Raw genomic sequence first — 20667 nt, forward strand, 5'->3', positions numbered from 1 at the left:
CACGGGGCGGACGGGAGGCGCGGTGCGGGCCCGCCCCGCGCCTCCCGTCCGGTGTCAGTCGCGCGCGCGACGCTCGACCAGGGCCAGGGCGTAGGACTCCCACCACTGGCCGGCGGCCGGACCGCCGTTGCACGTGCCGTCGCTCAGCCCGGGTGTCTTGACCCAGAGCAGGGCGTCCATCCGGGTCGTCCCGCCCGTGACGCGCGGGTCCTGCCCGAGCCCGGCACCCTCGGGGTTGCACCAGGTGCCGCGCCAGCCCTGCCCGTTGCGGGACACGTCGATCACGAAGTGCGGGTCGCCGCCGATGGCGTCCGCGAGCTCGTCGGCGTACGCGCGCTCCTGGTCGACGCGGTAGAAGTTCGAGACGTTCGTGAAGAAGCCCTGCACCTCGTCGACGCCCGCCTGGCGCAACCGGTCGGCCATGGTCGCCACCGGCACCCGGTTCTCGTTCCCACCGTCCAGGTACACCGTCAGTCCGTGGCCCGTCAGCGCGTCGACGGCCTTCCGCAGCAGGGGCAGCCGACCGTCCCGCAGCCGGTCGCAGCGCTCGATCTGGGCGATCGCGTCGGGCTCGACGAGCACCACGGCGTGCGACCCCGCCATCGCCCGGACGGCGGAGCGGACCCACGGCAGGTAGGCGTCGTCCTCGGTGCCGCCCCGCGAGTAGTTGCCGCAGTCGCGGTCCGGCACGTTGTAGAGCACGAACACCGGGGTCGCGTCGTCCCGCTCGGCCGCGGCGACGACGGAGCGGATCGTGTCGCGGGTCTCGGCGTGCGAGGTGTCCGTCAGCCAGGTGGCGATCGGCTGGTCGGCGATGCGGGCGATCTGCTCCGCGGTGTCCCGGCGTCCGTCCGCCCGTGCGGCCCGCTCGCGGATGCCCGGCTGGTTCTGGGCGGAGGGCTGACGGGCGAGCCCGCCGGGGAACGCTTCGGCGGCGGTCTTGCGTTCCGCGACCGTCCGACCACTCGGGGTCCCGGAGCCGTCGGGCCGGTCCGCACCCCACGGGCCGACGACCACGAGCGTGGTGACGACCGCGGCCACGACGACGGCCGTCGCGCCGATCCACGCCCACTGCCGCAGCCCGCTCGTGCGGTCGGGGCGTGGTCTGCGGGGTCCCGCGTGCTCCGGCATCCGGCGGTCCCTCCTGGTCCGACCCGCTGGTGGGCGGTGCGGGCACCGGTGGTGTGCCCGGGTCCATGCTGGCAGGTGCGGGGGAGTCCTGACCAGGGGTGACCGCCGTCGGTGTCGGCCGCCGGCACCTGCCAGCAGTGCTCCAGCGGTCGTGCAGGACCGTGCCCCAGACTGTCGGGATGTTCCGTCGACTCCTCCTCCTCGCCGTGACCGCGGCGTACGCCTGGGTGATCTGGCGGATGACGCTGACCCCGCAGGTGTTCACCTCGGCCCAGAACTCCCTCGTGCTGCACGCGATCGCCTGGGTGCAGCAGCTGCCGCACGGCACCTGGTTCACGTACGAGCGCACCGAGTTCCTCGCCAACATCGCGATGTTCGTGCCGGTCGGCATGCTCGCCGCGCTGTGGCTGCCCCGCCGCTGGTGGATCCTCGGCGCCCTGGTCGCCGTCGCCCTGTCGACGGGGATCGAGGTCGCCCAGGCCGTCTACCTGCCCTACCGGGTCGCGGACCCGCGTGACGTGCTGTCGAACGGCCTCGGCGGCCTGCTCGGCGCGACGCTCGTCGGGCTCGTGCGGAGCCTGTTGCCGGCCCCGCGTCGGCGCCGCCTGCGCCCCAGGACCGCCTAGGAGTCTGGTAGTCTTGCGCGGTTGCCGTCGAACGGCCGCGGACAAAGAGCGCTCGTGCATCAGGTACGGGCACCGCGCAACGGACTGAAAGGGGATCGACGCATGGCACTTGATGCGAAGGTCAAGCAGGAGATCATCGAAGAGTACGCGACCCACCCGGGCGACACCGGTTCCCCCGAGGTCCAGGTCGCCGTTCTGACGCGTCGTATCAACGACCTGAACGAGCACCTCAAGGAGCACAAGCACGACCACCACTCGCGTCGTGGTCTGCTGCTCATGGTCGGTCAGCGTCGCCGTCTCCTCGGTTACCTCTCCGACGTCGACATCGCCCGCTACCGTGCGCTCATCGAGCGCCTCGGCCTGCGTCGCTAGTCGACCGGACACCCGCTTGACCGAACGCCCCGGTCCTCCTCGTGAGGACCGGGGCGTTCCTCGTCCCCGGCGCGGGAATGCTCGCGGCGCCCGGCCAGTTGCATGCTATGTTCATGCAAACGCATCGAAAGTCGGGACCTATCATGACCACCATCGCCGTCGTCTCCGCCGGACTCTCCGAGCCCAGCTCCACCCGCCTGCTCGCCGACCGCCTGGGTGAGGCGGCCGTGGCAGCGCTCGTCGCCGAGGGGACCGCCGCACACGTCGAGCACGTCGAGCTCCGACCGATCGCGCACGAGATCACCGACGCGATGCTCACCGGCTTCGCGGCCCCGGCGCTGTCCGCCGCGATGGCCACCGTGGTCGAGGCCGACGCCGTCGTGTTCGTCACGCCGATCTTCACCGCCGGCGTCAGCGGCCTGGCGAAGTCGTTCCTGGACGTGCTCGACAAGGACTCGATGAGCGACGTGCCCGTGCTGCTCGGTGCGACGGGCGGCACGTCGCGGCACTCGCTGGCGATCGACCACGCACTGCGTCCGGTCTTCGCCTACCTGCGCGCGGCCGTCGTGCCGACCGGGGTGTTCGCCGCGACCGACGACTGGGGGAGCGACGGTGACTCGGCCGCCCTGGACGGTCGCATCCGCCGGGCCGGAGCCGACCTGGCCTGGGCGGTCCGGGCCTCCCGGCGGACGCCGCAGCAGGCCGACGCGCTCCCCGCGACCCCGGACTTCGCGAGCCTGCTCGGCGGCCTCGGCCACTGAGCCCGGGGGTCGCCGACCCGCTCGCCGGAAGACGCCGTCGTCATCGTGGGACGCCGCCGGACGTGGCGGCGTCCCACGAGCTCCGAGGTGCCTCGGCGAGACGACGGCGTCTGCGCGCGCCGACCCGGGGTCAGTACCAGTGCGGGTCGACGCTCATCTCGTGACCCCACGCCCCGCAGGGTGACCCGTAGGCGCTCTTGATGTACGCGAGGCCCCAGTCGATCTGCGTGGCCGCGTTCGTCCGCCAGTCGGCCCCGGCGGCGGACATCTTCTCCGCCGGCAGTGACTGCGGGATGCCGTAGGCGCCGCTCGAGGCGTTCAGCGCGTTCGCCCGCCACCCCGACTCCTGCGTCCACAGCGACACGAGGCACGAGAACTGGTCGGCGCCCCAGCCGTACGCACCGATCGCGCTCCGGGCGTAGGCCTGCGCGGCCGCCGGGTCGACCACCACGCCGCCGGTGCTCGGGTGGGTCGTCCCGGAGCCACCGCTGGTCGGGGTGCTGCCGCCCCCGGACGCCGGTGTCGCCGCCGCTGCCTCGGCGGCGGCCGCCGCGGCCCGTTTGCGCTGCTGCTCGGCCTTCTGCGCGGCGACCCGCTGGCCGAGCTCGTACCCGGCCTGCTGCTCCGCCGTGCTGTCCTTCAGCGACGCGAGTTGGGCGTACAGCTCGTCGCTGTGCCGCTCGGTCGACTCGACCGCGGCGTCGGCGACCTGTTCCGCGGCCTTCGCCGCCGCCGAGCGCTCCTCGGCGGCCTGCGCGCGACGCGCCCGCTCCGTCTCGGCGCGCTCGGCCTGCTCGTGCAGGGACGACGCCGTCCCGGCCGCGACGGATGCCTCGTCCATCACGCCGGACCAGGTACCGGACAGCTGGTCGAGCGCACCGAGCTGGTAGAGCAGCTCGTCGGGGTCGGTCGCGGTCGCGATCCGCGTGGTCATCTGGTTCGTGCTGCCGTCGCGGTACAGGTCCGCGGCCAGCTGACCGGCCCGCTGCTGGGCACGGTCCGCCGTCTCGCTCGCGTGCCGCGCCTGGGCCTGGAGGCTCGTGGTGGCCTGGGCGGCCGACGCCAGCTCCGCCTCGGCCGCGTCCGCCTTCGCCGAGGCCACCAGGGCGGCCTGCGACGACGCGGCGGCTTGGTCCTGCACGGTCTGCAGCGCGGCCTGCACCTTCCGCACCTCGGCCCGCTTCGCGGTCTCGTCGCCCTTCGCCCGCTGGACGTCCTGCCACGTCGGGTACTCGGTCGCGTTCGCCGGGACGGCGGTGAGGGCCGGGGCGACGAGCGCGCCGACGACCACGGCGGCCGCGACGAGCAGGCCCCGCGAGGGGGTGCAACGCATGGCCGCAGGCTACCGATGTTCACCAGGAGTCCAGCGAGCCGCGCCGCCGACAGCCTGTGGACTGGTAAAGTCCACCGTGTCCGAGGACTCATTCCCCGGACGTCACACACAACACTGCGCAGGCCGGGCACGGAGCTGGTCATCGGTGGTGGCTCGCGGGCCGGAACGGTTTCCCGAGTGCTTCTACTGCTGGCCAGACATGCGTCCGGAACGATCGGCGCGCACGCACCATCGAGTGCCGTCGCCACGGCCTGCCGAACACACATCAAGGAGGCACCCTTTTGGAGGGTCCCGAGATCAAGTTCGCCGAAGCCGTCATCGACAACGGCAAGTACGGCAAGCGCGTCGTCCGGTTCGAGACCGGCCGGCTCGCACAGCAGGCCCAGGGCGCGGTCGCCGCGTACCTGGACGAGGAAACGATGCTCCTCTCGGCCACCAGCGCCGGCAAGCACCCGCGTGAAGGCTTCGACTTCTTCCCGCTGACCGTCGACGTCGAGGAGCGCTCGTACGCCGCCGGCAAGATCCCCGGTTCGTTCTTCCGCCGCGAAGGCCGCCCGTCGACCGAGGCCATCCTGGTCTGCCGTCTGATCGACCGGCCGCTGCGCCCGTCGTTCGTCGACGGTCTCCGCAACGAGGTCCAGATCGTCATCACCGTCATGAGCATCGCTCCGGACGAGTTCTACGACGCCCTGGCCATCAACGCCGCGTCGGCGTCGACGCAGATCTCCGGTCTGCCGTTCTCCGGCCCGATCGCCGGTGTGCGCCTCGCCCTGATCGGCGACCAGTGGGTCGCGTTCCCGAAGGCGTCGCAGCTGGCCGAGGCCGTGTTCGACCTCACCGTCGCCGGCCGTGTCGTCACGGACGAGGCGGGCAACGAGGACGTCGCGATCATGATGGTCGAGGCCGAGGCCACCGAGCACAGCTGGGACCTCATCCAGGGCGGTGCGACGAAGCCCGACGAGGCCGTCGTCGCCCAGGGCCTCGAGGCGGCGAAGCCGTTCCTCAAGGTCCTCGTCGAGGCACAGGCGAAGATGGCCGCGCAGTCGGCCAAGGAGATCCAGGACTACCCGGTCTTCCCGCCGTACGCGCCCGAGGTCTACTCGGCCGTGGAGTCCCTCGCACTCTCCGAGCTCGGCGACGTCTACAAGATCGCCGGCAAGGTCGAGCGTCAGGACGCCGACGACGCACTGAAGTCGCGCGTCAAGGCCGCCATCGCCGAGCAGGTCTCCGCGGGCACGCTGCCCGAGGTCGCCAACGCGCAGGTCGGCGCCGCGTACAAGTCGGTCACGAAGAAGGTCGTCCGCGGCCGCATCCTGACCGAGCAGGTCCGCATGGACGGTCGCGGCCTCGCCGACATCCGTCCGCTCGACGCCGAGGTCGCCGTGATCCCGCGCGTCCATGGTTCCGCGATCTTCCAGCGCGGCGAGACGCAGATCCTCGGCGTCACCACGCTGAACATGCTCAAGATGGAGCAGCAGATCGACTCGCTGTCGCCCGTCACGAAGAAGCGCTACCTGCACCACTACAACTTCCCGCCCTACTCGACCGGTGAGACCGGCCGCGTGGGTTCGCCGAAGCGTCGCGAGATCGGGCACGGCTTCCTGGCCGAGCGCGCCCTCGTGCCGGTGCTGCCGTCGCGCGATGAGTTCCCCTACGCGATCCGTCAGGTGTCCGAGGCCCTCGGCTCCAACGGCTCGACGTCGATGGGTTCCGTCTGCGCCTCGACCCTGTCGCTCCTCAACGCCGGTGTGCCGCTCAAGGCCCCGGTCGCGGGCATCGCGATGGGCCTGGTCTCCGACACCGTCGACGGCCAGACCCGCTACGCGGCGCTGACCGACATCCTCGGTGCCGAGGACGCCCTCGGCGACATGGACTTCAAGGTCGCCGGTACCTCGGAGTTCGTCACCGCGATCCAGCTCGACACCAAGCTCGACGGCATCCCGTCGTCGGTGCTCGACGCCGCGCTGAAGCAGGCCAAGGAGGCCCGCTCGGCCATCCTCGGCGTGCTGACCGAGGCGATCGACGCCCCCGACGAGATGGCGGACACCGCTCCCCGTGTCATCTCGGTGCAGATCCCCGTCGACAAGATCGGCGAGCTGATCGGCCCGAAGGGCAAGACGATCAACGGCATCCAGGACGAGACCGGTGCCGACATCTCGATCGAGGACAACGGCACCGTGTACATCGGCGCCGTGGACGGTCCGTCGGCCGAGGCCGCTCGTGCCCAGGTCAACGCGATCGCGAACCCGACCAACCCGGAGATCGGGGACCAGTTCCTCGGCACCGTCGTGAAGATCGCCACCTTCGGCGCCTTCGTGTCGCTGCTCCCGGGCCGCGACGGTCTGCTCCACGTCTCCGAGGTCCGCAAGCTCGCCGGTGGCAAGCGTGTGGAGAACGTCGAGGACGTCCTGGGCGTCGGCCAGAAGGTCCTGGTCGAGGTCACCAAGGTGGACGACCGCGGCAAGCTGTCGCTCGCGCCGGTCGTGTCCGACGAGGCCGAGGGTGACTCCACCACGGCCGAGACGGTCCGTGCGCACGCCGAGGACCCGGCCGAGGGCTGATCCTCCCCGCGTCCTGACGCACGAACGGCCGCCGTCCCTTCCGGGGCGGCGGCCGTTCGCCGTTGCGGGGCCGTCGGACTTCTCGCGGTCAGCGACACGTCACGGGCTCGGTGCCGCGTGGACTGTCGCTGAGCGCGAAGGACCGCGGCGCGCCGCCGGGTGTGCGCCCGGTCAGGCCGCCGGGGTCTCCTGTGTGCCCGTGAGCTGCGCGCGGCCGAGCAGGTGCTCGCGCAGCACGAACCCGACGACGGCCGGGGTGGCGTCCGCCGGGGCCTCGAGCACGGGGACGTCGAGCGCGCTCAGGGTGAAGACGTAGCGGTGCACACCGTGCCCGGCGGGCGGGGCGGCACCGAGGTACGTGTCCGTGCCGAACTCGTTGCGGCGGCGCAGGGCCTCGGCGGGCAGCAGGGCGTCGTCCGTGCCGGCACCGGCGGGCAGCGAGGTGGCCGAGGCCGGGACGTCCGTCAGGCTCCAGTGCCAGAAGCCCGAGCCGGTCGGTGCGTCGGGGTCGTACACGGTCAGGACGAAGCTCTGCGTGCCCTCGGGCGCGCCGGACCACTCGAGCGCGGGGGAGCGGTCCTCGCCACCGGCGTCGGTGCCGCGCGCGGACGTGGGCAGCTCGCCGCCGTCGGTGAAGTCGGGGCTCGTCAGGGTGAACGAGGGGACGTCGGGCAGGTTCCAGTTGGGGTCGTTTGCCATGCCCCCAGCCAACACCCGCCTGCTCGGGTGGCGCTCGGTGCGTGCGCGTGCCGTGGACGCCCCCACGCGGCGGACGGGAGGCGCGGTGCCGGGCCGCCCCGGGCCTCCCGACCGATGGCGGTCACTCGCGGGAGCGCGCACCAGCCAGGCCGATCAGCCGGGCGCACACCCGGACCGCTCGGGGTCAGACGGCGAGGACGCGGTCCACGACGCGGTGCAACGCGGCCGTGGCGGCGATCGCGTCACCGGCGTAGGCACCGGCCATGGCACCGTCGCGCGCGAGCATGAGCTCGTCGGCGCCGTCGCCGGGCAGCGGGTGTCCGGCTTCCTGCAGCAGGGTCGCGAGCCGCTCGGTGTACCAGTCGCGGTGCGTCGCGACCACCTGGCGGACCGGGTCGCGGGGGTCGTGGTACTCGGCCGCGGCGTGCAGGAACGCACAGCCGCGGAACGCGGGGTCGTTGACGTCGTCGGCGAGGGCACCGACCCAGGCGCGGACCGCACGGTCCGGGCCGCCGGCCGCGGCGATGAGCTGCTCCATCCGCGCCTGCACGCGTTCGTGCTGCGTGCGGATGTAGGCCAGGATCAGGTTGTCCTTCGACCCGTAGTGCTTGTAGAACGTCGCCTTCGTGACGCTCGCCTCGGAGATCAGGCGGTCGACGCCGACGCTGTGGATGCCCTCCTCGTAGAAGAGCCGCGTCGCGGTCTCGAGGACACGGACCTTCGCGCCGCCGGAGCGGGGAGTCGGGGGGACGCTCGACCCGTCCGGCGACGCGAGGTTCGTGCTCGGGCCGGGGAGACGCTGGACGGCCGGTTGGGGGGAATCGACCGTCACAGCGCTGCTCCTCGGACTCATCGGCTCCGCGGCCGGAGTGGGGGGACTCGAGTGGCCGCGCAGGACTGATGTCCCGAGCCGCCGGATCGGGATCTAGGGGGGCTTCCGATCCGGCAAGACCGACAGTACCACAAGGAGGACAGACAGACGAGTCGGTCTGTCCACAATTCCTGTACCCCATTTCGAGTGTCAACCGCGGGTGCTGGGGAAACTGGGCGACGCGCTCCGAGGGGTCAGTAGGCTCGTCTGCGATGAACCAGCCAGTGCCGTTGCCGCTCGGTGACCCGGACACGTCGTTCCTGACCTCCGGCGGAGCCTTCGTCCGTCGCACCGTGTTGCCGTCCGGCGTCCGTGTCCTGACCGAGGCGGTGCCCGGAGCCGCGTCGACGAGCATCGGGTTCTGGGTCGGCGTCGGTTCGCGGGACGAGCGGGACGGCCAGTACGGCTCGACGCACTTCCTCGAACACCTGCTCTTCAAGGGCACGGCGACCCGGTCGGCGCTCGACATCGCCATCGCGTTCGACTCGGTGGGCGGCGAGCACAACGCCGCGACCGCCAAGGAGTACACGTGCTACTACGCACGGGTCCGGGACACCGACGTCCCGATGGCCGTGACCGTCATCGGTGACATGGTCACCGGGTCGGTGCTCGAACCCGACGCCTTCGCCGTGGAGCGCGGGGTCATCCTCGAGGAACTCGCGATGGCCGCCGACGACCCGGCCGACGTCGCCGGCGAGGCCTTCTTCGCCGCGACCTTCGGCGGACACCCGCTCGGCCGCCCCATCGGTGGGACGCCGGAGAGCATCCGCGCGGTCCAGCGTGACGAGGTGCTCGCGCACTACCGCGAGCACTACGCCCCGAACGCCATCGTCGTCACCGCCGCCGGCGCGGTGGACCACGACCGGTTCTGCGAGCTCGTGGACGGCGTCTTCGCCGACGCGCCCGCGGCCGAGCCGCTGGCCCGTCGCGAGCCGCTGCCCGTCGCCGACCCGGTCCAGCCGAAGCTGACCGTCGTGCACCGCCCGACCGAGCAGGTCAGCATGCTGCGCGGCTCGCAGGGCCTCGACCTCCGCGACGACCGTCGTCCCTCGCTCAGCGTGCTCAACGCCGTGCTCGGCGGCGGGATGAGCTCCCGGCTCTTCCAGGAGGTCCGCGAACGGCGCGGCCTGGCGTACGCGGTGTCGTCCTTCGCGCCCGCCTACCTGGACAACGGTGCGTTCGGCGTCTACGCCGGGTGCGCCCCGGACAACGTCGCCGGTGTCGTGGACATCATCGACGCCGAGTTCCGCCGGATGGTCGACGACGGCATCACCGAGGACGAACTGCGGCGCGCCAAGGGCCAGATCGAGGGGGCGCTGACCCTGTCGCTCGAGGACTCCGACGCGCGCATGACCCGACTGGGTCGCTCCGAGCTGGGCACCGGCGAGTACACCGACCTCTCCACCGCGCTCGAACGGGTCGACCGGGTCACGACCGACGGCGTCCTGGACCTCGCGCGCGACCTGCTCACCCGTCCCGCGATCACCTCGGTGGTCGGCGCCGTGCGCCAGGACGACCTCGCCGCGTCGCTCGGGATCGGCGGGTGAGCTCCGACGTGTCGCACTACCTCTACCTCGTCCGCCACGGCGAACACCAGGACGCCGAACACGGCCTGCGGGACGGCAAGCTCTCCGAGCGCGGCAAGCGCCAGGCGACCTTGATCGCCGACCGTCTGGGCGGCGTGCCGTTCGACGGCGTCCACCACTCGCCGCTCGACGCGCCGAGCGAGACGGCCGAGTTCCTCGCGCAGCGGCTGCCCTCGATCAAGCCGGAGCCGTCCACGCTGCTCTTCGACTGCATCCCCTCGGGCCCCACTCCGGACATGCCGCACGCGTACCAGGGCTGGTACGGCGGGATCACCGAAGAGGAGATCCTCGCCGGACAGGCGCAGATGGGCGATGCCGTCTCCGAGTGGTTCACCCCGGCTCGTGAGGACCGCCACGACCTGCTCATCACCCACAACGCGGTGATCGGCTGGTTCGTCCGCGAGGCGTTCCAGGCGCCCGAGTGGCGCTGGATGGGCACGAACGTCGCGCACACGGCCCTGACGATCATCCGCATCCGGTCGGCGAAGCCGGCCGAGGTCGTCACGCTGAACGACCTCGCCCACCTGCCGGTCGAGCTGCGCACCGGACTGCCGGTGGACCAGCCCGTCTGATCCGGGAGCGGACGGGCGGGGCGCTGCGCGTCCGCCCCTGCTCCGGTGCCCGCCCTGCGTCGGCTGCGCGGCGGCGACCGCCTGGAGGCGCGGGTCGCGTCAGCGGACCGCCTTGCGGTACCAGGCGGTCGCGTTCGGGTTCGCGTTGAACGGTTCCACCCGCTGGTACCCGCGGCTGCGGTACATCGCGCCGGCTGCGACGAGCGAGTCGTTCGTGTCGAGCACGATGCCCGTCGCGCCGAGGTCGGCGCCGGCACGCTCGAGGTGGTCCATGACCGCGGTCGCGACGCCCGCTCCGCGCCCGGTCGGGGTGACGAAGACGTGCTTGACCTCGAACCGCACGTCCGTCGACCCGGACTCGTCGACGCCGTCCGCGATGCGCCGGAGGCCGCCGCACCCGACCGCGACCCCGTCGGCGTAGGCCACGGCGAACACGCCCGTCGGCGGGGTGAACTCCGCCGCCGGGGTGCGCTTGCGCGAGTAGGCGCCCTGTGCGGCGGGGAACGTCGCCTCGCGCTCGTCCAGGTACGCGTCGAGCAGGGCGTCGACCTCGGGCAGATCGGCCGGCACGGTCCTGACCTCGACTGACATGCGTCGATCCTAGGATGGACGGCATGGTCACTCCCGTCGCCGTCGTCGGCGCCACCGGTCGTCTCGGGGGCCTCGTGGCCGCCGTCGTCGAGGAACTGCCGGACCTCGAGCTCGTCGCCCGCCTGTCGTCGAAGGACGGCGCGCACGAGGCCCCGCCGTCGGTGTTCCGCGACGCGGCCGTGGTCGTCGACGTCACCGTGCCGGCCCTGAGTCCCGCGATCGTCACGAACGCGCTGTCGAGCGGCGCGAACGTGCTCGTCGGCACCTCCGGCTGGTCGTCGGACCGGCTGGCGAAGCTCCGGACCGCGCTGCAGGAACGGCCGGACCAGGGCGTGCTCGTGGTGCCGAACTTCTCGATCGGCTCCGTGCTCGGCACGCACCTCGCGACGATCGCCGCGCCGTGGTTCCCGGCGGCCGAGATCGTCGAGACCCACCACGCCGGCAAGATCGACTCGCCTTCGGGCACCGCGGTGCGCACCGCCGAGCTGATGGCCGACGCCCGGCGCGAGGTCGGTCCCGTCGACGCCCCGCACGTCGACCAGCGGGCCCGCGGGCAGCAGGTCGCCAGTGTGCCGATCCACTCGCTCCGCCTGCCCGGGGTGAAGGCCGTGCAGGACGTCGTGCTGAGCGGCCCCGGTGAGACGCTGACCATCCGGCACGACACGAACGACGACGTCGCGTACGTGGCGGGCATCCGTGCGGCGCTGTCCGCGGTCGTCTCGGCGCGCGGCCTCGCCGTGGGCCTGGGCACCGTCCTCGGCATCGGCTGACCCGGTGGACCGCAGGGCTCGGGCCGGACGCGCGATCCGCTCACCGTTCTGGGGTGCGGCGCTGATGACGGCGCTGCTGGCGCTCTACATCGTGCTCGTCGGGCAGCGCGCCGTCGCCTTCATCGCCACCGGGGTCCCGGTCGGCATCGGCATCGGGGTCGCACTGTTCGTCGTCGCGGCGATCGGCGCGCTGCTGCTCGTCCTCGAGTTCCGCTTCGGCATCCGGATCACCCGGCTGGGCTCGCGCCTGGAGGCCGAGGGCGGTGCGCCGTCGGACGTCGTGTCGGTCCGGGCGTCTGGTCGACCGACCCGGGACGCGGCCGACGAGCTGTTCCCGCGGTACCGCGAGGCCGTCGAGCAGGACCCGGCCGACTGGCGTGCCTGGTACCGGCTCGGCGTGGTCTACGACGCGGCCGGCGACCGCAAGCGTGCGCGCGCAGCGATGCGCACCGCGCTGGCCCGGGCCGCCGACCGCTGAGCGCAGATCAGAAGACGGCGTCGACCGCGTCGACCGCCCGCTCGTACCGGAAGGTGTAGCCGGACTCGAGCAGCTTGGTGGGGACCATGTGCTGGCTCGACAGGAGCAGCTCGTCGGCCGCGTCACGGAGCGCCAGGCGCAGGGCGAACTCGGGCACCGAGAACAGGTACGGGCGGTGCAGGTCCTCGGCCACGCGCTTCGTGATGCGGTCGGCGACCACGGCCTCGGGCCCGGCGAGGTTGACCGGCCCGGAGACCTCGGGCGCGGCGGTGGCCAGGTGCACGATGGCGCCGACCTCGTCGTCGAGTGCGATCCACGGCCAGTGCTGCCCACCGGTGCCGAGTCGCCCGCCGAGCCCGGCCCGGGTGAGCGGCACGAGGGGAGCGAGCGCGCCGCCGCCCTTGCCGATCACCACGCCGGTGCGCAGTGTGACGACCCGGACGCCGTCGGGTGCGGCCTGGGCGGCGGCCTCCCACGCGGTGCACACGTCGGCGAGGAACCCCGAGCCGGGGGCGGCGTCGTCCTGCAGCACGTCGGCCGGGCGGTCGCCGTAGACGCCCGAGGCCGAGCCGGACAGGAACAGCGCCGGGGGAGTGGTGGCCTGCCGCATCGCCTCGACCAGGGTGTCGGTGGCGTCGATCCGGGAGCTCCGGATCTCCCTGCGGTAGGCGTCCGTCCACGGCAGCTTGCTGATGGTCGCACCGGCGAGGTTGATCACCACGTCGGCCCCGTCGACGATCGCGGGGTCGAGCGGTCGTCGTCCCGGCGCCCAGCGGAACTCGCCCGCGCTCCGGGCCTCGCGGCGGACGAGCGTGGTGACGTCGTGTCCCGCCGTGCGCAGGGCACGGACGAGGGGGGTCCCGATGAAGCCGGAGGCTCCGGCGACGAGGATCGAGCGAGGACGTGGGGTCGTGTCGGCCATGCTCCCGACGGTACTCATGCCGACGTAGTCTTCTGTGTGTGAGCGACAGCGAGACCGTGCAGCCCGACCCCACCGTGCCGACGCCGTACGAGGACCTGCTCCGTCGGGTCCTGACCGAGGGTGCGCCGAAGGGCGACCGCACCGGTACCGGGACGCGAAGTCTGTTCGGCGCGCAGCTGCGGTACGACCTGTCCGAGGGCTTCCCGCTGGTCACGACCAAGCGCGTGCACTTCAAGTCGGTCGCCTACGAGCTGCTCTGGTTCCTGCGCGGCGAGGGCAACGCGACCTGGCTGCAGGAGCACGGCGTGCGCATCTGGAACGAGTGGGCGGACGAGGACGGCGACCTCGGCCCGGTGTACGGCGTGCAGTGGCGCTCGTGGCCGACTCCCTCGGGCGAGCACGTCGACCAGATCGCCCAGGTGATCGAGCAGATCAGGACGAACCCCGACAGCCGCCGGCTCATCGTCTCGGCGTGGAACGTCGCCGACGTGCCGGACATGGCGCTCGCCCCGTGCCACGCGTTCTTCCAGTTCTACGTCAACGACGGCAAGCTCTCGTGCCAGCTGTACCAACGCAGCGCCGACATGTTCCTCGGCGTGCCGTTCAACATCGCGTCGTACGCCCTGCTCACCCACATGATCGCCGCGCAGACCGGGCTCGAGGTCGGTGACTTCGTCTGGACCGGTGGCGACTGCCACATCTACGACAACCACGTCGAGCAGGTCGAGGAGCAGCTGTCCCGTACGGCGTACCGGTTGCCGACGCTCGAGCTCGCCCCCCGCGACTCGATCGACGACTACGAGTACGAGGACTTCACCGTCGTCGGGTACGAGCACCACCCGGCGATCAAGGGCGCGGTCGCCGTCTGATGATCGGGCTGGTCTGGGCCCGGTCGACGAACGGCGTCATCGGTGCCGACGGTGGGATGCCCTGGCACGTGCCGGAGGACCTCGCGCACTTCAAGCAGGTCACCGGCGACGCCACCGTGCTCATGGGGCGCCGGACGTGGGAGTCGCTGCCCGAGCGGTTCCGCCCGCTGCCCGGTCGCCGCAACGTCGTGCTGACCCGTGACACCGCGTGGACGGCCGACGGCGCCGAGGTCGTGCACGACCTGGCCGCAGCCCTCGACGGCACGGACGAGACGGTCTGGGTCATCGGCGGCGGGCAGGTCTACGCGGCCGCGCTCGAGCGTGCCGACCACGTCTCCGAGACCGTGATCGACGTCGACGTGCCGGGCGACACCGTCGCACCGACGCTCGACGGGGCGGCCGGGTGGTCCCTCGTCGACGACGGGCCGTGGCAGGAGTCCCGCAACGGCGGGACCCGCTACCGCTTCCTGGAGTGGAGCCGGACCTCCTGAGCAACTGCAGCTCGCGGCTCCCGCGCCGGGTCCGCATCCGTGTCGCGCCCCGGTGCGGGCATCGCGCCCCGGTGCGCCGGGGCGCGACGACCGTGGCGGGGCGCGAACCGGGCCACACCCGCGCGGACCCGAGCGCCAGCGCCTGACGTGACCCGGCCACCCGCTCGTCCGGAGGCGCGTGACGGACGCGATCCGGGCCTCCCGGCCGCGCCGCAGGCGGACCACCGTCCACCCGGACGGCCGCTCCCGCGCGCATCCCCGGTACGCTGGTGCCCGTGTCCACGCGTGAGAATCCCTTCGGCCAGGTCCTCGTCGCCCTCGTGACCCCGCTCACGGCCGACGGCGAGGTCGACTGGCCCGGCGTCGAGCAGCACATCGACGACTGCATCACCGCCGGAGCCGACGGCATCGTCGTGACCGGCACCACCGGCGAGACGAGCACGCTGACCGACCCGGAGAAGCTCCGCCTGGTCGAGGTCGGCAAGTCCGTCGCCGCCGGCCGCGCGAAGATCATCACGGGTGGCGGCTCGAACGAGACCGCGCACGCGATCCACCTGTACAAGCAGAGCGAGCGCGCCGGGGCCGACGGCGTCATGATCGTCACCCCGTACTACAACAAGCCGACGCAGTCGGGTGTGCTCACCCACTTCCGGATGATCGCGGACGCCACCGACCTGCCGGTGATCCTGTACGACATCCCCGGTCGCACGGGCATCCCGATCACCTACGACACGATCCTGCGTGCGTCGAAGCACCCGAACATCCTCGCCGTGAAGGACGCGAAGGGCGACTTCGCCGAGGTGTCGCGGGTGCTCAACAACACCGACCTCATGTACTTCTCCGGCGACGACACCAACGTGCTCCCGCACCTGTCGATCGGCGCCACGGGCCTGATCGGCGTGACGGCGAACATCACGAGCACGCCGTACCGCACCATCGTCGACGCCGTGAACCGCGGCGACCTGGCGACCGCGACCGCCGAGCACAAGCGCGTCGAGCCCCTCGTGCGCGCCGTCATGACGCACGTGCCCGGCACGGTCGCCGCGAAGTACATCCTGCACGGGCTCGGCCGCATCGGCAGTCCCCGTGTCCGACTGCCGCTCGTCGGCCCCGAGGACTCCGAGGCGTACGCCATCGAGACCTCGCTCGAAGCCGTGCGCGACGTGCCCGGCGCCGACTTCTCGAACTTCCGCCCCGACCGCAACGCAGCGGCCGGCGGCGCTCTGCCAAAGGTGCCAGGCACCACCCGCTAGCGAACACCGCGGCGCGCTCACCGTGCGTCGCCCGAATCCGTAGGACCGAATGCCCACACAAGTCTCCACACCGCAGCCGCTCGAGAACGGCACCCTCCGCGTGATCCCCATCGGGGGTCTCGGCGAGATCGGTCGCAACATGACCGTCTACGAGTACGAGGGCAAGCTACTCATCGTCGACGCCGGCGTGCTGTTCCCCGAGGAGCACCAGCCGGGCGTCGACCTGATCCTGCCCGACTTCGCGCCGATCCGGGACCGCCTGGACGACGTCCTCGGTGTCGTGCTCACGCACGGCCACGAGGACCACATCGGCGCCGTCCCGTACCTGCTCAAGCTCCGCGACGACATCCCGCTCATCGGCTCCACGCTGACCCTGGCCCTCGTCGAGGCGAAGCTCAAGGAACACCGGATCAAGCCGTACACGCTCGTCGTGGCCGAGGACCAGACCGAGCAGCTCGGTCCGTTCCACCTCGAGTTCGTCGCCGTGAACCACTCCATACCGGACGCCCTCGCCGTCGCGATCACGACCCCCGCCGGTCGTGTCCTGCACACGGGTGACTTCAAGATGGACCAGCTCCCGCTGGACGACCGCATCACCGACCTCCGCGCCTTCGCGCGGCTGGGGGAGCAGGGCGTCGACCTGTTCCTGCCGGACTCGACCAACGCCGACGTGCCGGGCTTCACCGCGCCGGAGCGCGACATCGGTCCGGTGCTCGAGAACATCATCACGCGCGCCCGCAAGAAGGTCGTCGTCGCGAGCTTCTCGTCGCATGTGCACCGCGTGCAGCAGGTGCTCGACGCCGCAGCCGCCGCGAACCGCAAGGTCGCGTTCATGGGTCGCTCGATGATCCGGAACATGACGATCGCCGCCGACCTCGGGTACCTGCGGGTGCCGGAGAACGTGCTCATCGACACGAAGAAGGCGAAGAACGTCCCCGACGACCAGATCGTCTACATGTCGACCGGGTCGCAGGGCGAGCCGATGGCGGTCCTGGCGCGCATGGCGAACATGGAGCACCAGATCGAGATCGGAGAGGGCGACACCGTCATCCTCGCCTCGTCGCTCATCCCGGGCAACGAGAACGCCGTCTACCGCGTGATCGACGGGCTGACCAAGCTCGGCGCGAAGGTCGTGCACAAGGGCAACGCGAAGGTGCACGTCTCCGGGCACGCCTCGGCCGGCGAGCTGCTGTACTGCTACAACATCCTGCGGCCGAAGAACGTGCTGCCGGTCCACGGCGAGCACCGCCACCTGTACGCGAGCGCCGACCTGGCGATCCAGACGGGTGTCCCGCCGCGCAACGTCATCCTCGGGCAGGACGGCATCGTCGTGGACCTGAAGGACGGCGAGGTCACGGTGGCCGGCCAGCTCGACATCGGGTACGTCTACGTGGACGGCTCGACCGTCGGCGAGATCACCGACGCCGACCTGAAGGACCGCCGGGTCCTGGCCGAAGAGGGCTTCATCTCGATCTTCGCCGCGGTGGACTTCACCACCGGACAGTGCGTGGTCGGGCCGGAGATCCAGTCGCGCGGCTTCGCCGAGGACGACTCGGTCTTCGACGACGTCCGTCCGCAGATCGCCAAGGCGATCGCCGAGGCGGCCGCCAACGGCACCCGCGACGCGCACGCCTTCGGTCAGGTCGTCCGTCGCACGGTCGGCCGCTGGGTGAACACGAAGCACCGCCGCCGTCCGATGATCGTCCCGGTGGTCATCGAGGCGTAGCGCCCGCTCGCGGGCGTGGGTGCGCTCGCGTCCACGTCGGTCCGGCCCGGGAGGCCCGTCCAGCGTCCGTCACGGACGTTGCGGCGGGCCTCCCTGCGTTTGTCCTGAGCGGGGATTAGGGTTCTGCCCATGGCCGGAGGCACCAAGTCGACCACGCGCTCGCGCGCGTCCACGTCGTCCCGTGGGAACGGGACGCGCGGTTCGTCGCGCACGCAGGCGACGACGAAGAAGCTGCCGCAGGCCGCACCGACGCCGGTGTTCCGCGAGCAGAACCCGCTCGTCACCGCGTGGCTCGCGATGGCCCACGGCGTCGGGGCGATGTTCCGACTGCTCGGCAAGGAGACGTTGGAGAAGGACCAGCGGCGCGACGGCTTCCCGTTCCTGCTGTTCCTGCTCGCCATCGCCGGCGCGGTCGTCGAGTGGCTCAACCCCACCAACGACGTGTCCATCGCGCTCGACGCGTACACGTTCGGCGGGCTGTTCGGCCGGCTGGCCTTCGCGCTGCCGGTGATCATGGTCGTCTTCGCGGGCTGGCTCTTCCGGCACCCCGCATCGGTGCACGACAACACCCGGATCGGCATCGGACTCGGGCTGCTGATCGTCTCGATCGCCTCGCTGTGCCACGTGTTCGGCGGACAGCCGAGCGCGGCCGACGGCATGCCTGCGCTCGCTGCCGCCGGCGGTGTGCTCGGCTGGGTCGTCATCGGCTGGCTCGTCACGATCGCCACCGCCTGGGTCGCCGTGCCCGTGGCGATCGTGCTGCTCGTGCTGTCGCTGTTCATCATCACGAAGACGCCGCCGAACAAGCTCGGCCGCCGCCTGCACGAGCTCTACGCGTACCTGTTCGGTGCGCCCGCGCCCGCCGCGGAACCCGAGGCCGAGGCGTCCGCCGTGGCCGAGCCCGCCGCTCGTGCCCGCACGCCCAAGCGCGGCAAGAAGGGCGACACCGACTTCCAGCTCTTCGACGACCTGGGGTTCGGCGACGAGCAGGCCGCTGCTGCCGAGGGCGAGGGCGGCGACAACGTCCCGTGGTGGCGGCGCAACAAGTCCGGGCGCGAGGAAGACCCGGCCTACGACAGCCCCGTGCTGCCCGCGGCGACGGCGGCCGCCCCGCCCGTCCCGGACGCCCCTGCTGCTGCGCCCGTCGCGCCGGTGACGAACCCCAATGCCGGTGCCGCCGCCGGACTGGTCGACCTGACGCCCGCCGAGCCCGCGTCGGTCAATCTGAACGACTCCGTCGAGCAGGACCTCGAGGACGCCGAACACGCGCTGCAGGCCTTCGGCACCGAGGTCCCGGCACGGCCCGAACCGGTCGCGGACATCCGCCCCGTGGTCCCGGATGCCGTCGACGACCCCGTGGTGCCGGACGAGCCGATCGACGCCGACGCCGAGGTCGGGGGCCTGGTGCCGTCCGCAGCGGCCGACGACGACCCGTCGAAGCCCTACCGGCTGCCGGCGGCCACGACGCTGAGCGCCGGCACGCCGTCGGTGGCCAGGAGCCAGGCGAACGACGACATCGTCGCCGCCATCACCGGCGTGCTCACCGAGTTCAAGGTGGACGCGAAGGTCACGGGCTTCTCGCGTGGCCCGACCGTCACGCGGTACGAGATCGAGCTCGGCCCGGGTGTGAAGGTCGAGCGCGTCACGGCGCTGTCGAAGAACCTGTCGTACGCCGTCGCCTCGAACGAGGTCCGCATCCTGTCGCCGATCCCCGGCAAGAGCGCGATCGGCGTCGAGATCCCCAACACCGACCGGGAGATCGTGTCCCTCGGCGACGTGCTGCGCTCGAACGCGGCGCGCAAGTCGAAGCACCCGATGACGATCGGTGTCGGCAAGGACGTCGAGGGCGGCTTCGTCGTCGCGAACCTGGCGAAGATGCCGCACCTGCTCGTCGCCGGTTCCACCGGGTCCGGCAAGTCGGTGTTCATCAACTCGATGATCACGTCGCTGCTCATGCGCGCGAAGCCCTCCGAGGTCCGCATGGTCCTGGTCGACCCCAAGCGCGTCGAGCTCTCGATCTACGCCGGCGTCCCGCACCTCATCACGCCCATCATCACGAACCCGAAGAAGGCGGCCGAGGCGCTGCAGTGGGTCGTGAAGGAGATGGACATGCGGTACGACGACCTGGCGTCGTTCGGGTTCCGCCACGTCGACGACTTCAACAAGGCCATCGAGAACGACGAGATCATCCTGCCGGCGGGCAGCGAGCGGAAGCTCAAGCCGTACCCGTACCTGCTCGTCGTCGTCGACGAGCTCGCCGACCTCATGCTCGTGGCGCCGCGCGACGTCGAGGAGTCGATCGTCCGCATCACCCAGCTCGCACGTGCCGCCGGCATCCACCTGGTGCTCGCGACGCAGCGCCCCTCGGTCGACGTCATCACGGGGCTGATCAAGGCCAACGTGCCGTCGCGCATCGCCTTCGCGGTGACGAGCGTCACGGACTCCCGCGTCATCCTCGACCAGCCGGGTGCGGACAAGCTCATCGGCCAGGGCGACGCGCTCTTCCTGCCGATGGGGTCGTCCAAGTCGCTGCGCGTGCAGGGTGCCTGGGTGCAGGAGGGCGAGGTCGCCGAGGTCGTCCAGCACGTCACCCGCCAGGCGCAGCCCGAGTACCGGCAGGACGTCGCCGCGGTGGTCGAGCGCAAGGAGATCGACGCCGACATCGGCGACGACCTCGAGCTGCTGCTCGCCGCCGTCGAGCAGGTCGTGTCGACGCAGTTCGGCTCGACCTCGATGCTGCAGCGCAAGCTCCGCGTCGGGTTCGCCAAGGCCGGACGACTCATGGACCTGATGGAGTCGCGCGACATCGTCGGGCCGTCCGAGGGGTCCAAGGCCCGCGACGTCCTGGTGACCGCCGACCAGCTGCCCGCCGTGCTCGCGAAGCTCCGCGGCGAGGAGCCTCCTGCCGCGGCCGCTCCGGCAGCGCCGACGCCGACACCGTCCGACGACGGCGACCGGTACGGCGCCGACCCGGTGGGCGACATGACCCGCGGCTACGATGAGGTGCACGACGAACCCGATGAGGACGCGTGGGGACTGACGGGCAGGGAGTGAC

The 20667-nt window shown here is 71.8% G+C and carries 19 protein-coding genes; 13 read left to right on the forward strand and 6 right to left on the reverse strand.

Going from position 1 to position 20667, the window contains the following annotated elements:
* Window positions 1–54 precede the first annotated feature (54 nt).
* Complete coding sequence (locus I8920_RS05210) at window positions 55–1131, reverse strand: glycoside hydrolase family 6 protein (protein WP_198658093.1); 1077 nt, start codon at window positions 1129–1131, stop codon at window positions 55–57.
* 179 nt (window positions 1132–1310) lie between these two features.
* Between I8920_RS05210 and I8920_RS05215 the strand changes: the two genes are divergently transcribed.
* From I8920_RS05215 to I8920_RS05225, 3 genes are all read left to right on the forward strand, one after another.
* Window positions 1311–1757, forward strand: coding sequence for a VanZ family protein (locus tag I8920_RS05215; protein WP_198658094.1), 447 nt, complete (start codon window positions 1311–1313; stop codon window positions 1755–1757).
* Window positions 1758–1859: 102 nt separating this feature from the next.
* On the forward strand, window positions 1860–2129 hold the full coding sequence (gene rpsO / locus I8920_RS05220) for a 30S ribosomal protein S15 (protein ID WP_070416523.1): 270 nt from the start codon (window positions 1860–1862) through the stop codon (window positions 2127–2129).
* A gap of 143 nt (window positions 2130–2272) precedes the next feature.
* On the forward strand, window positions 2273–2890 hold the full coding sequence (locus tag I8920_RS05225; protein ID WP_198658095.1) for a CE1759 family FMN reductase: 618 nt from the start codon (window positions 2273–2275) through the stop codon (window positions 2888–2890).
* A gap of 130 nt (window positions 2891–3020) precedes the next feature.
* On the opposite strand, the gene I8920_RS05230 is transcribed toward I8920_RS05225, so the two are convergent.
* Window positions 3021–4223: a hypothetical protein gene (locus tag I8920_RS05230; RefSeq protein WP_198658096.1), complete on the reverse strand. Its 1203-nt coding sequence runs from the start codon at window positions 4221–4223 to the stop codon at window positions 3021–3023.
* A gap of 281 nt (window positions 4224–4504) precedes the next feature.
* On the opposite strand from I8920_RS05230, the gene I8920_RS05235 reads away from it, so the two are divergent.
* On the forward strand, window positions 4505–6784 hold the full coding sequence (locus I8920_RS05235) for a polyribonucleotide nucleotidyltransferase (RefSeq protein WP_198658097.1): 2280 nt from the start codon (window positions 4505–4507) through the stop codon (window positions 6782–6784).
* 171 nt (window positions 6785–6955) lie between these two features.
* On the opposite strand, the gene I8920_RS05240 is transcribed toward I8920_RS05235, so the two are convergent.
* Both I8920_RS05240 and I8920_RS05245 read right to left on the reverse strand, forming a co-directional pair.
* Window positions 6956–7483 (reverse strand): YbhB/YbcL family Raf kinase inhibitor-like protein, encoded by a 528-nt coding sequence (locus I8920_RS05240; protein WP_198658098.1) that lies wholly within the window; start codon window positions 7481–7483, stop codon window positions 6956–6958.
* A 184-nt stretch (window positions 7484–7667) separates the two neighbouring features.
* Window positions 7668–8315: a TetR/AcrR family transcriptional regulator gene (locus I8920_RS05245; protein ID WP_198658099.1), complete on the reverse strand. Its 648-nt coding sequence runs from the start codon at window positions 8313–8315 to the stop codon at window positions 7668–7670.
* Between the two features lie 251 nt (window positions 8316–8566).
* Between I8920_RS05245 and I8920_RS05250 the strand changes: the two genes are divergently transcribed.
* Together I8920_RS05250 and I8920_RS05255 are read left to right on the forward strand one after the other, a co-directional pair.
* Entirely contained in the window at window positions 8567–9901 is a 1335-nt protein-coding gene (locus tag I8920_RS05250) for a M16 family metallopeptidase (RefSeq protein WP_198658100.1), read from the forward strand.
* Window positions 9902–9909: 8 nt separating this feature from the next.
* Entirely contained in the window at window positions 9910–10512 is a 603-nt protein-coding gene (locus tag I8920_RS05255) for a histidine phosphatase family protein (protein ID WP_198658632.1), read from the forward strand.
* Window positions 10513–10611: 99 nt separating this feature from the next.
* Here I8920_RS05255 and I8920_RS05260 read toward each other — a convergent pair whose 3' ends face one another.
* Window positions 10612–11103, reverse strand: coding sequence for a GNAT family N-acetyltransferase (locus tag I8920_RS05260; RefSeq protein ID WP_198658101.1), 492 nt, complete (start codon window positions 11101–11103; stop codon window positions 10612–10614).
* A gap of 23 nt (window positions 11104–11126) precedes the next feature.
* Between I8920_RS05260 and I8920_RS05265 the strand changes: the two genes are divergently transcribed.
* Window positions 11127–11873, forward strand: a complete 747-nt coding sequence (locus I8920_RS05265; protein ID WP_232832831.1) for a 4-hydroxy-tetrahydrodipicolinate reductase — start codon at window positions 11127–11129, stop codon at window positions 11871–11873.
* 64 nt (window positions 11874–11937) lie between these two features.
* Window positions 11938–12351 (forward strand): tetratricopeptide repeat protein, encoded by a 414-nt coding sequence (locus I8920_RS05270; RefSeq protein WP_198658633.1) that lies wholly within the window; start codon window positions 11938–11940, stop codon window positions 12349–12351.
* A gap of 7 nt (window positions 12352–12358) precedes the next feature.
* Here the strand turns inward: I8920_RS05270 and I8920_RS05275 are convergent, their stop codons facing one another.
* Window positions 12359–13273, reverse strand: coding sequence for a TIGR01777 family oxidoreductase (locus I8920_RS05275; protein WP_198658103.1), 915 nt, complete (start codon window positions 13271–13273; stop codon window positions 12359–12361).
* A 38-nt stretch (window positions 13274–13311) separates the two neighbouring features.
* On the opposite strand from I8920_RS05275, the gene I8920_RS05280 reads away from it, so the two are divergent.
* The 5 genes from I8920_RS05280 (at window position 13312) to I8920_RS05300 (ending at window position 20666) form a co-directional block, all read left to right on the forward strand.
* On the forward strand, window positions 13312–14142 hold the full coding sequence (locus I8920_RS05280) for a thymidylate synthase (RefSeq protein WP_232832832.1): 831 nt from the start codon (window positions 13312–13314) through the stop codon (window positions 14140–14142).
* Complete coding sequence (locus I8920_RS05285; RefSeq protein WP_198658104.1) at window positions 14142–14633, forward strand: dihydrofolate reductase; 492 nt, start codon at window positions 14142–14144, stop codon at window positions 14631–14633. The genes I8920_RS05280 and I8920_RS05285 overlap by 1 nt, the downstream gene beginning before the upstream one ends.
* 275 nt (window positions 14634–14908) lie before the next feature.
* Window positions 14909–15886, forward strand: coding sequence for a 4-hydroxy-tetrahydrodipicolinate synthase (dapA, locus tag I8920_RS05290; protein WP_198658105.1), 978 nt, complete (start codon window positions 14909–14911; stop codon window positions 15884–15886).
* Window positions 15887–15935: 49 nt separating this feature from the next.
* The gene (locus tag I8920_RS05295) at window positions 15936–17612 is read left to right on the forward strand and encodes a ribonuclease J (RefSeq protein ID WP_198658106.1); all 1677 of its coding nucleotides are present in this window, start codon (window positions 15936–15938) and stop codon (window positions 17610–17612) included.
* A gap of 129 nt (window positions 17613–17741) precedes the next feature.
* Window positions 17742–20666 carry an FtsK/SpoIIIE family DNA translocase gene (locus I8920_RS05300; protein WP_198658107.1) on the forward strand — a complete coding sequence of 975 codons (2925 nt, stop codon included), beginning with the start codon at window positions 17742–17744 and terminating at the stop codon, window positions 20664–20666.
* Window position 20667 lies beyond the last annotated feature (1 nt).

It is taken from the genome of Curtobacterium sp. YC1, from assembly GCF_016267665.1.
Taxonomy (GTDB): domain Bacteria; phylum Actinomycetota; class Actinomycetes; order Actinomycetales; family Microbacteriaceae; genus Curtobacterium.

Excerpts from the sequence above, each read along its gene's own strand:
- I8920_RS05210 (WP_198658093.1), bottom strand. The coding sequence starts at position 1,131 with ATGCCGGAGCACGCGGGACCCCGCAGACCACGCCCCGACCGCACGAGC.
- I8920_RS05215 (WP_198658094.1), top strand. The coding sequence starts at position 1,311 with ATGTTCCGTCGACTCCTCCTCCTCGCCGTGACCGCGGCGTACGCCTGG.
- rpsO (WP_070416523.1), top strand. The coding sequence starts at position 1,860 with ATGGCACTTGATGCGAAGGTCAAGCAGGAGATCATCGAAGAGTACGCG.
- I8920_RS05225 (WP_198658095.1), top strand. The coding sequence starts at position 2,273 with ATGACCACCATCGCCGTCGTCTCCGCCGGACTCTCCGAGCCCAGCTCC.
- I8920_RS05230 (WP_198658096.1), bottom strand. The coding sequence starts at position 4,223 with ATGCGTTGCACCCCCTCGCGGGGCCTGCTCGTCGCGGCCGCCGTGGTC.
- I8920_RS05240 (WP_198658098.1), bottom strand. The coding sequence starts at position 7,483 with ATGGCAAACGACCCCAACTGGAACCTGCCCGACGTCCCCTCGTTCACC.
- I8920_RS05250 (WP_198658100.1), top strand. The coding sequence starts at position 8,567 with ATGAACCAGCCAGTGCCGTTGCCGCTCGGTGACCCGGACACGTCGTTC.
- I8920_RS05260 (WP_198658101.1), bottom strand. The coding sequence starts at position 11,103 with ATGTCAGTCGAGGTCAGGACCGTGCCGGCCGATCTGCCCGAGGTCGAC.
- I8920_RS05265 (WP_232832831.1), top strand. The coding sequence starts at position 11,127 with ATGGTCACTCCCGTCGCCGTCGTCGGCGCCACCGGTCGTCTCGGGGGC.
- I8920_RS05270 (WP_198658633.1), top strand. The coding sequence starts at position 11,938 with ATGACGGCGCTGCTGGCGCTCTACATCGTGCTCGTCGGGCAGCGCGCC.
- I8920_RS05275 (WP_198658103.1), bottom strand. The coding sequence starts at position 13,273 with ATGGCCGACACGACCCCACGTCCTCGCTCGATCCTCGTCGCCGGAGCC.
- I8920_RS05285 (WP_198658104.1), top strand. The coding sequence starts at position 14,142 with ATGATCGGGCTGGTCTGGGCCCGGTCGACGAACGGCGTCATCGGTGCC.
- I8920_RS05295 (WP_198658106.1), top strand. The coding sequence starts at position 15,936 with ATGCCCACACAAGTCTCCACACCGCAGCCGCTCGAGAACGGCACCCTC.
- I8920_RS05300 (WP_198658107.1), top strand. The coding sequence starts at position 17,742 with ATGGCCGGAGGCACCAAGTCGACCACGCGCTCGCGCGCGTCCACGTCG.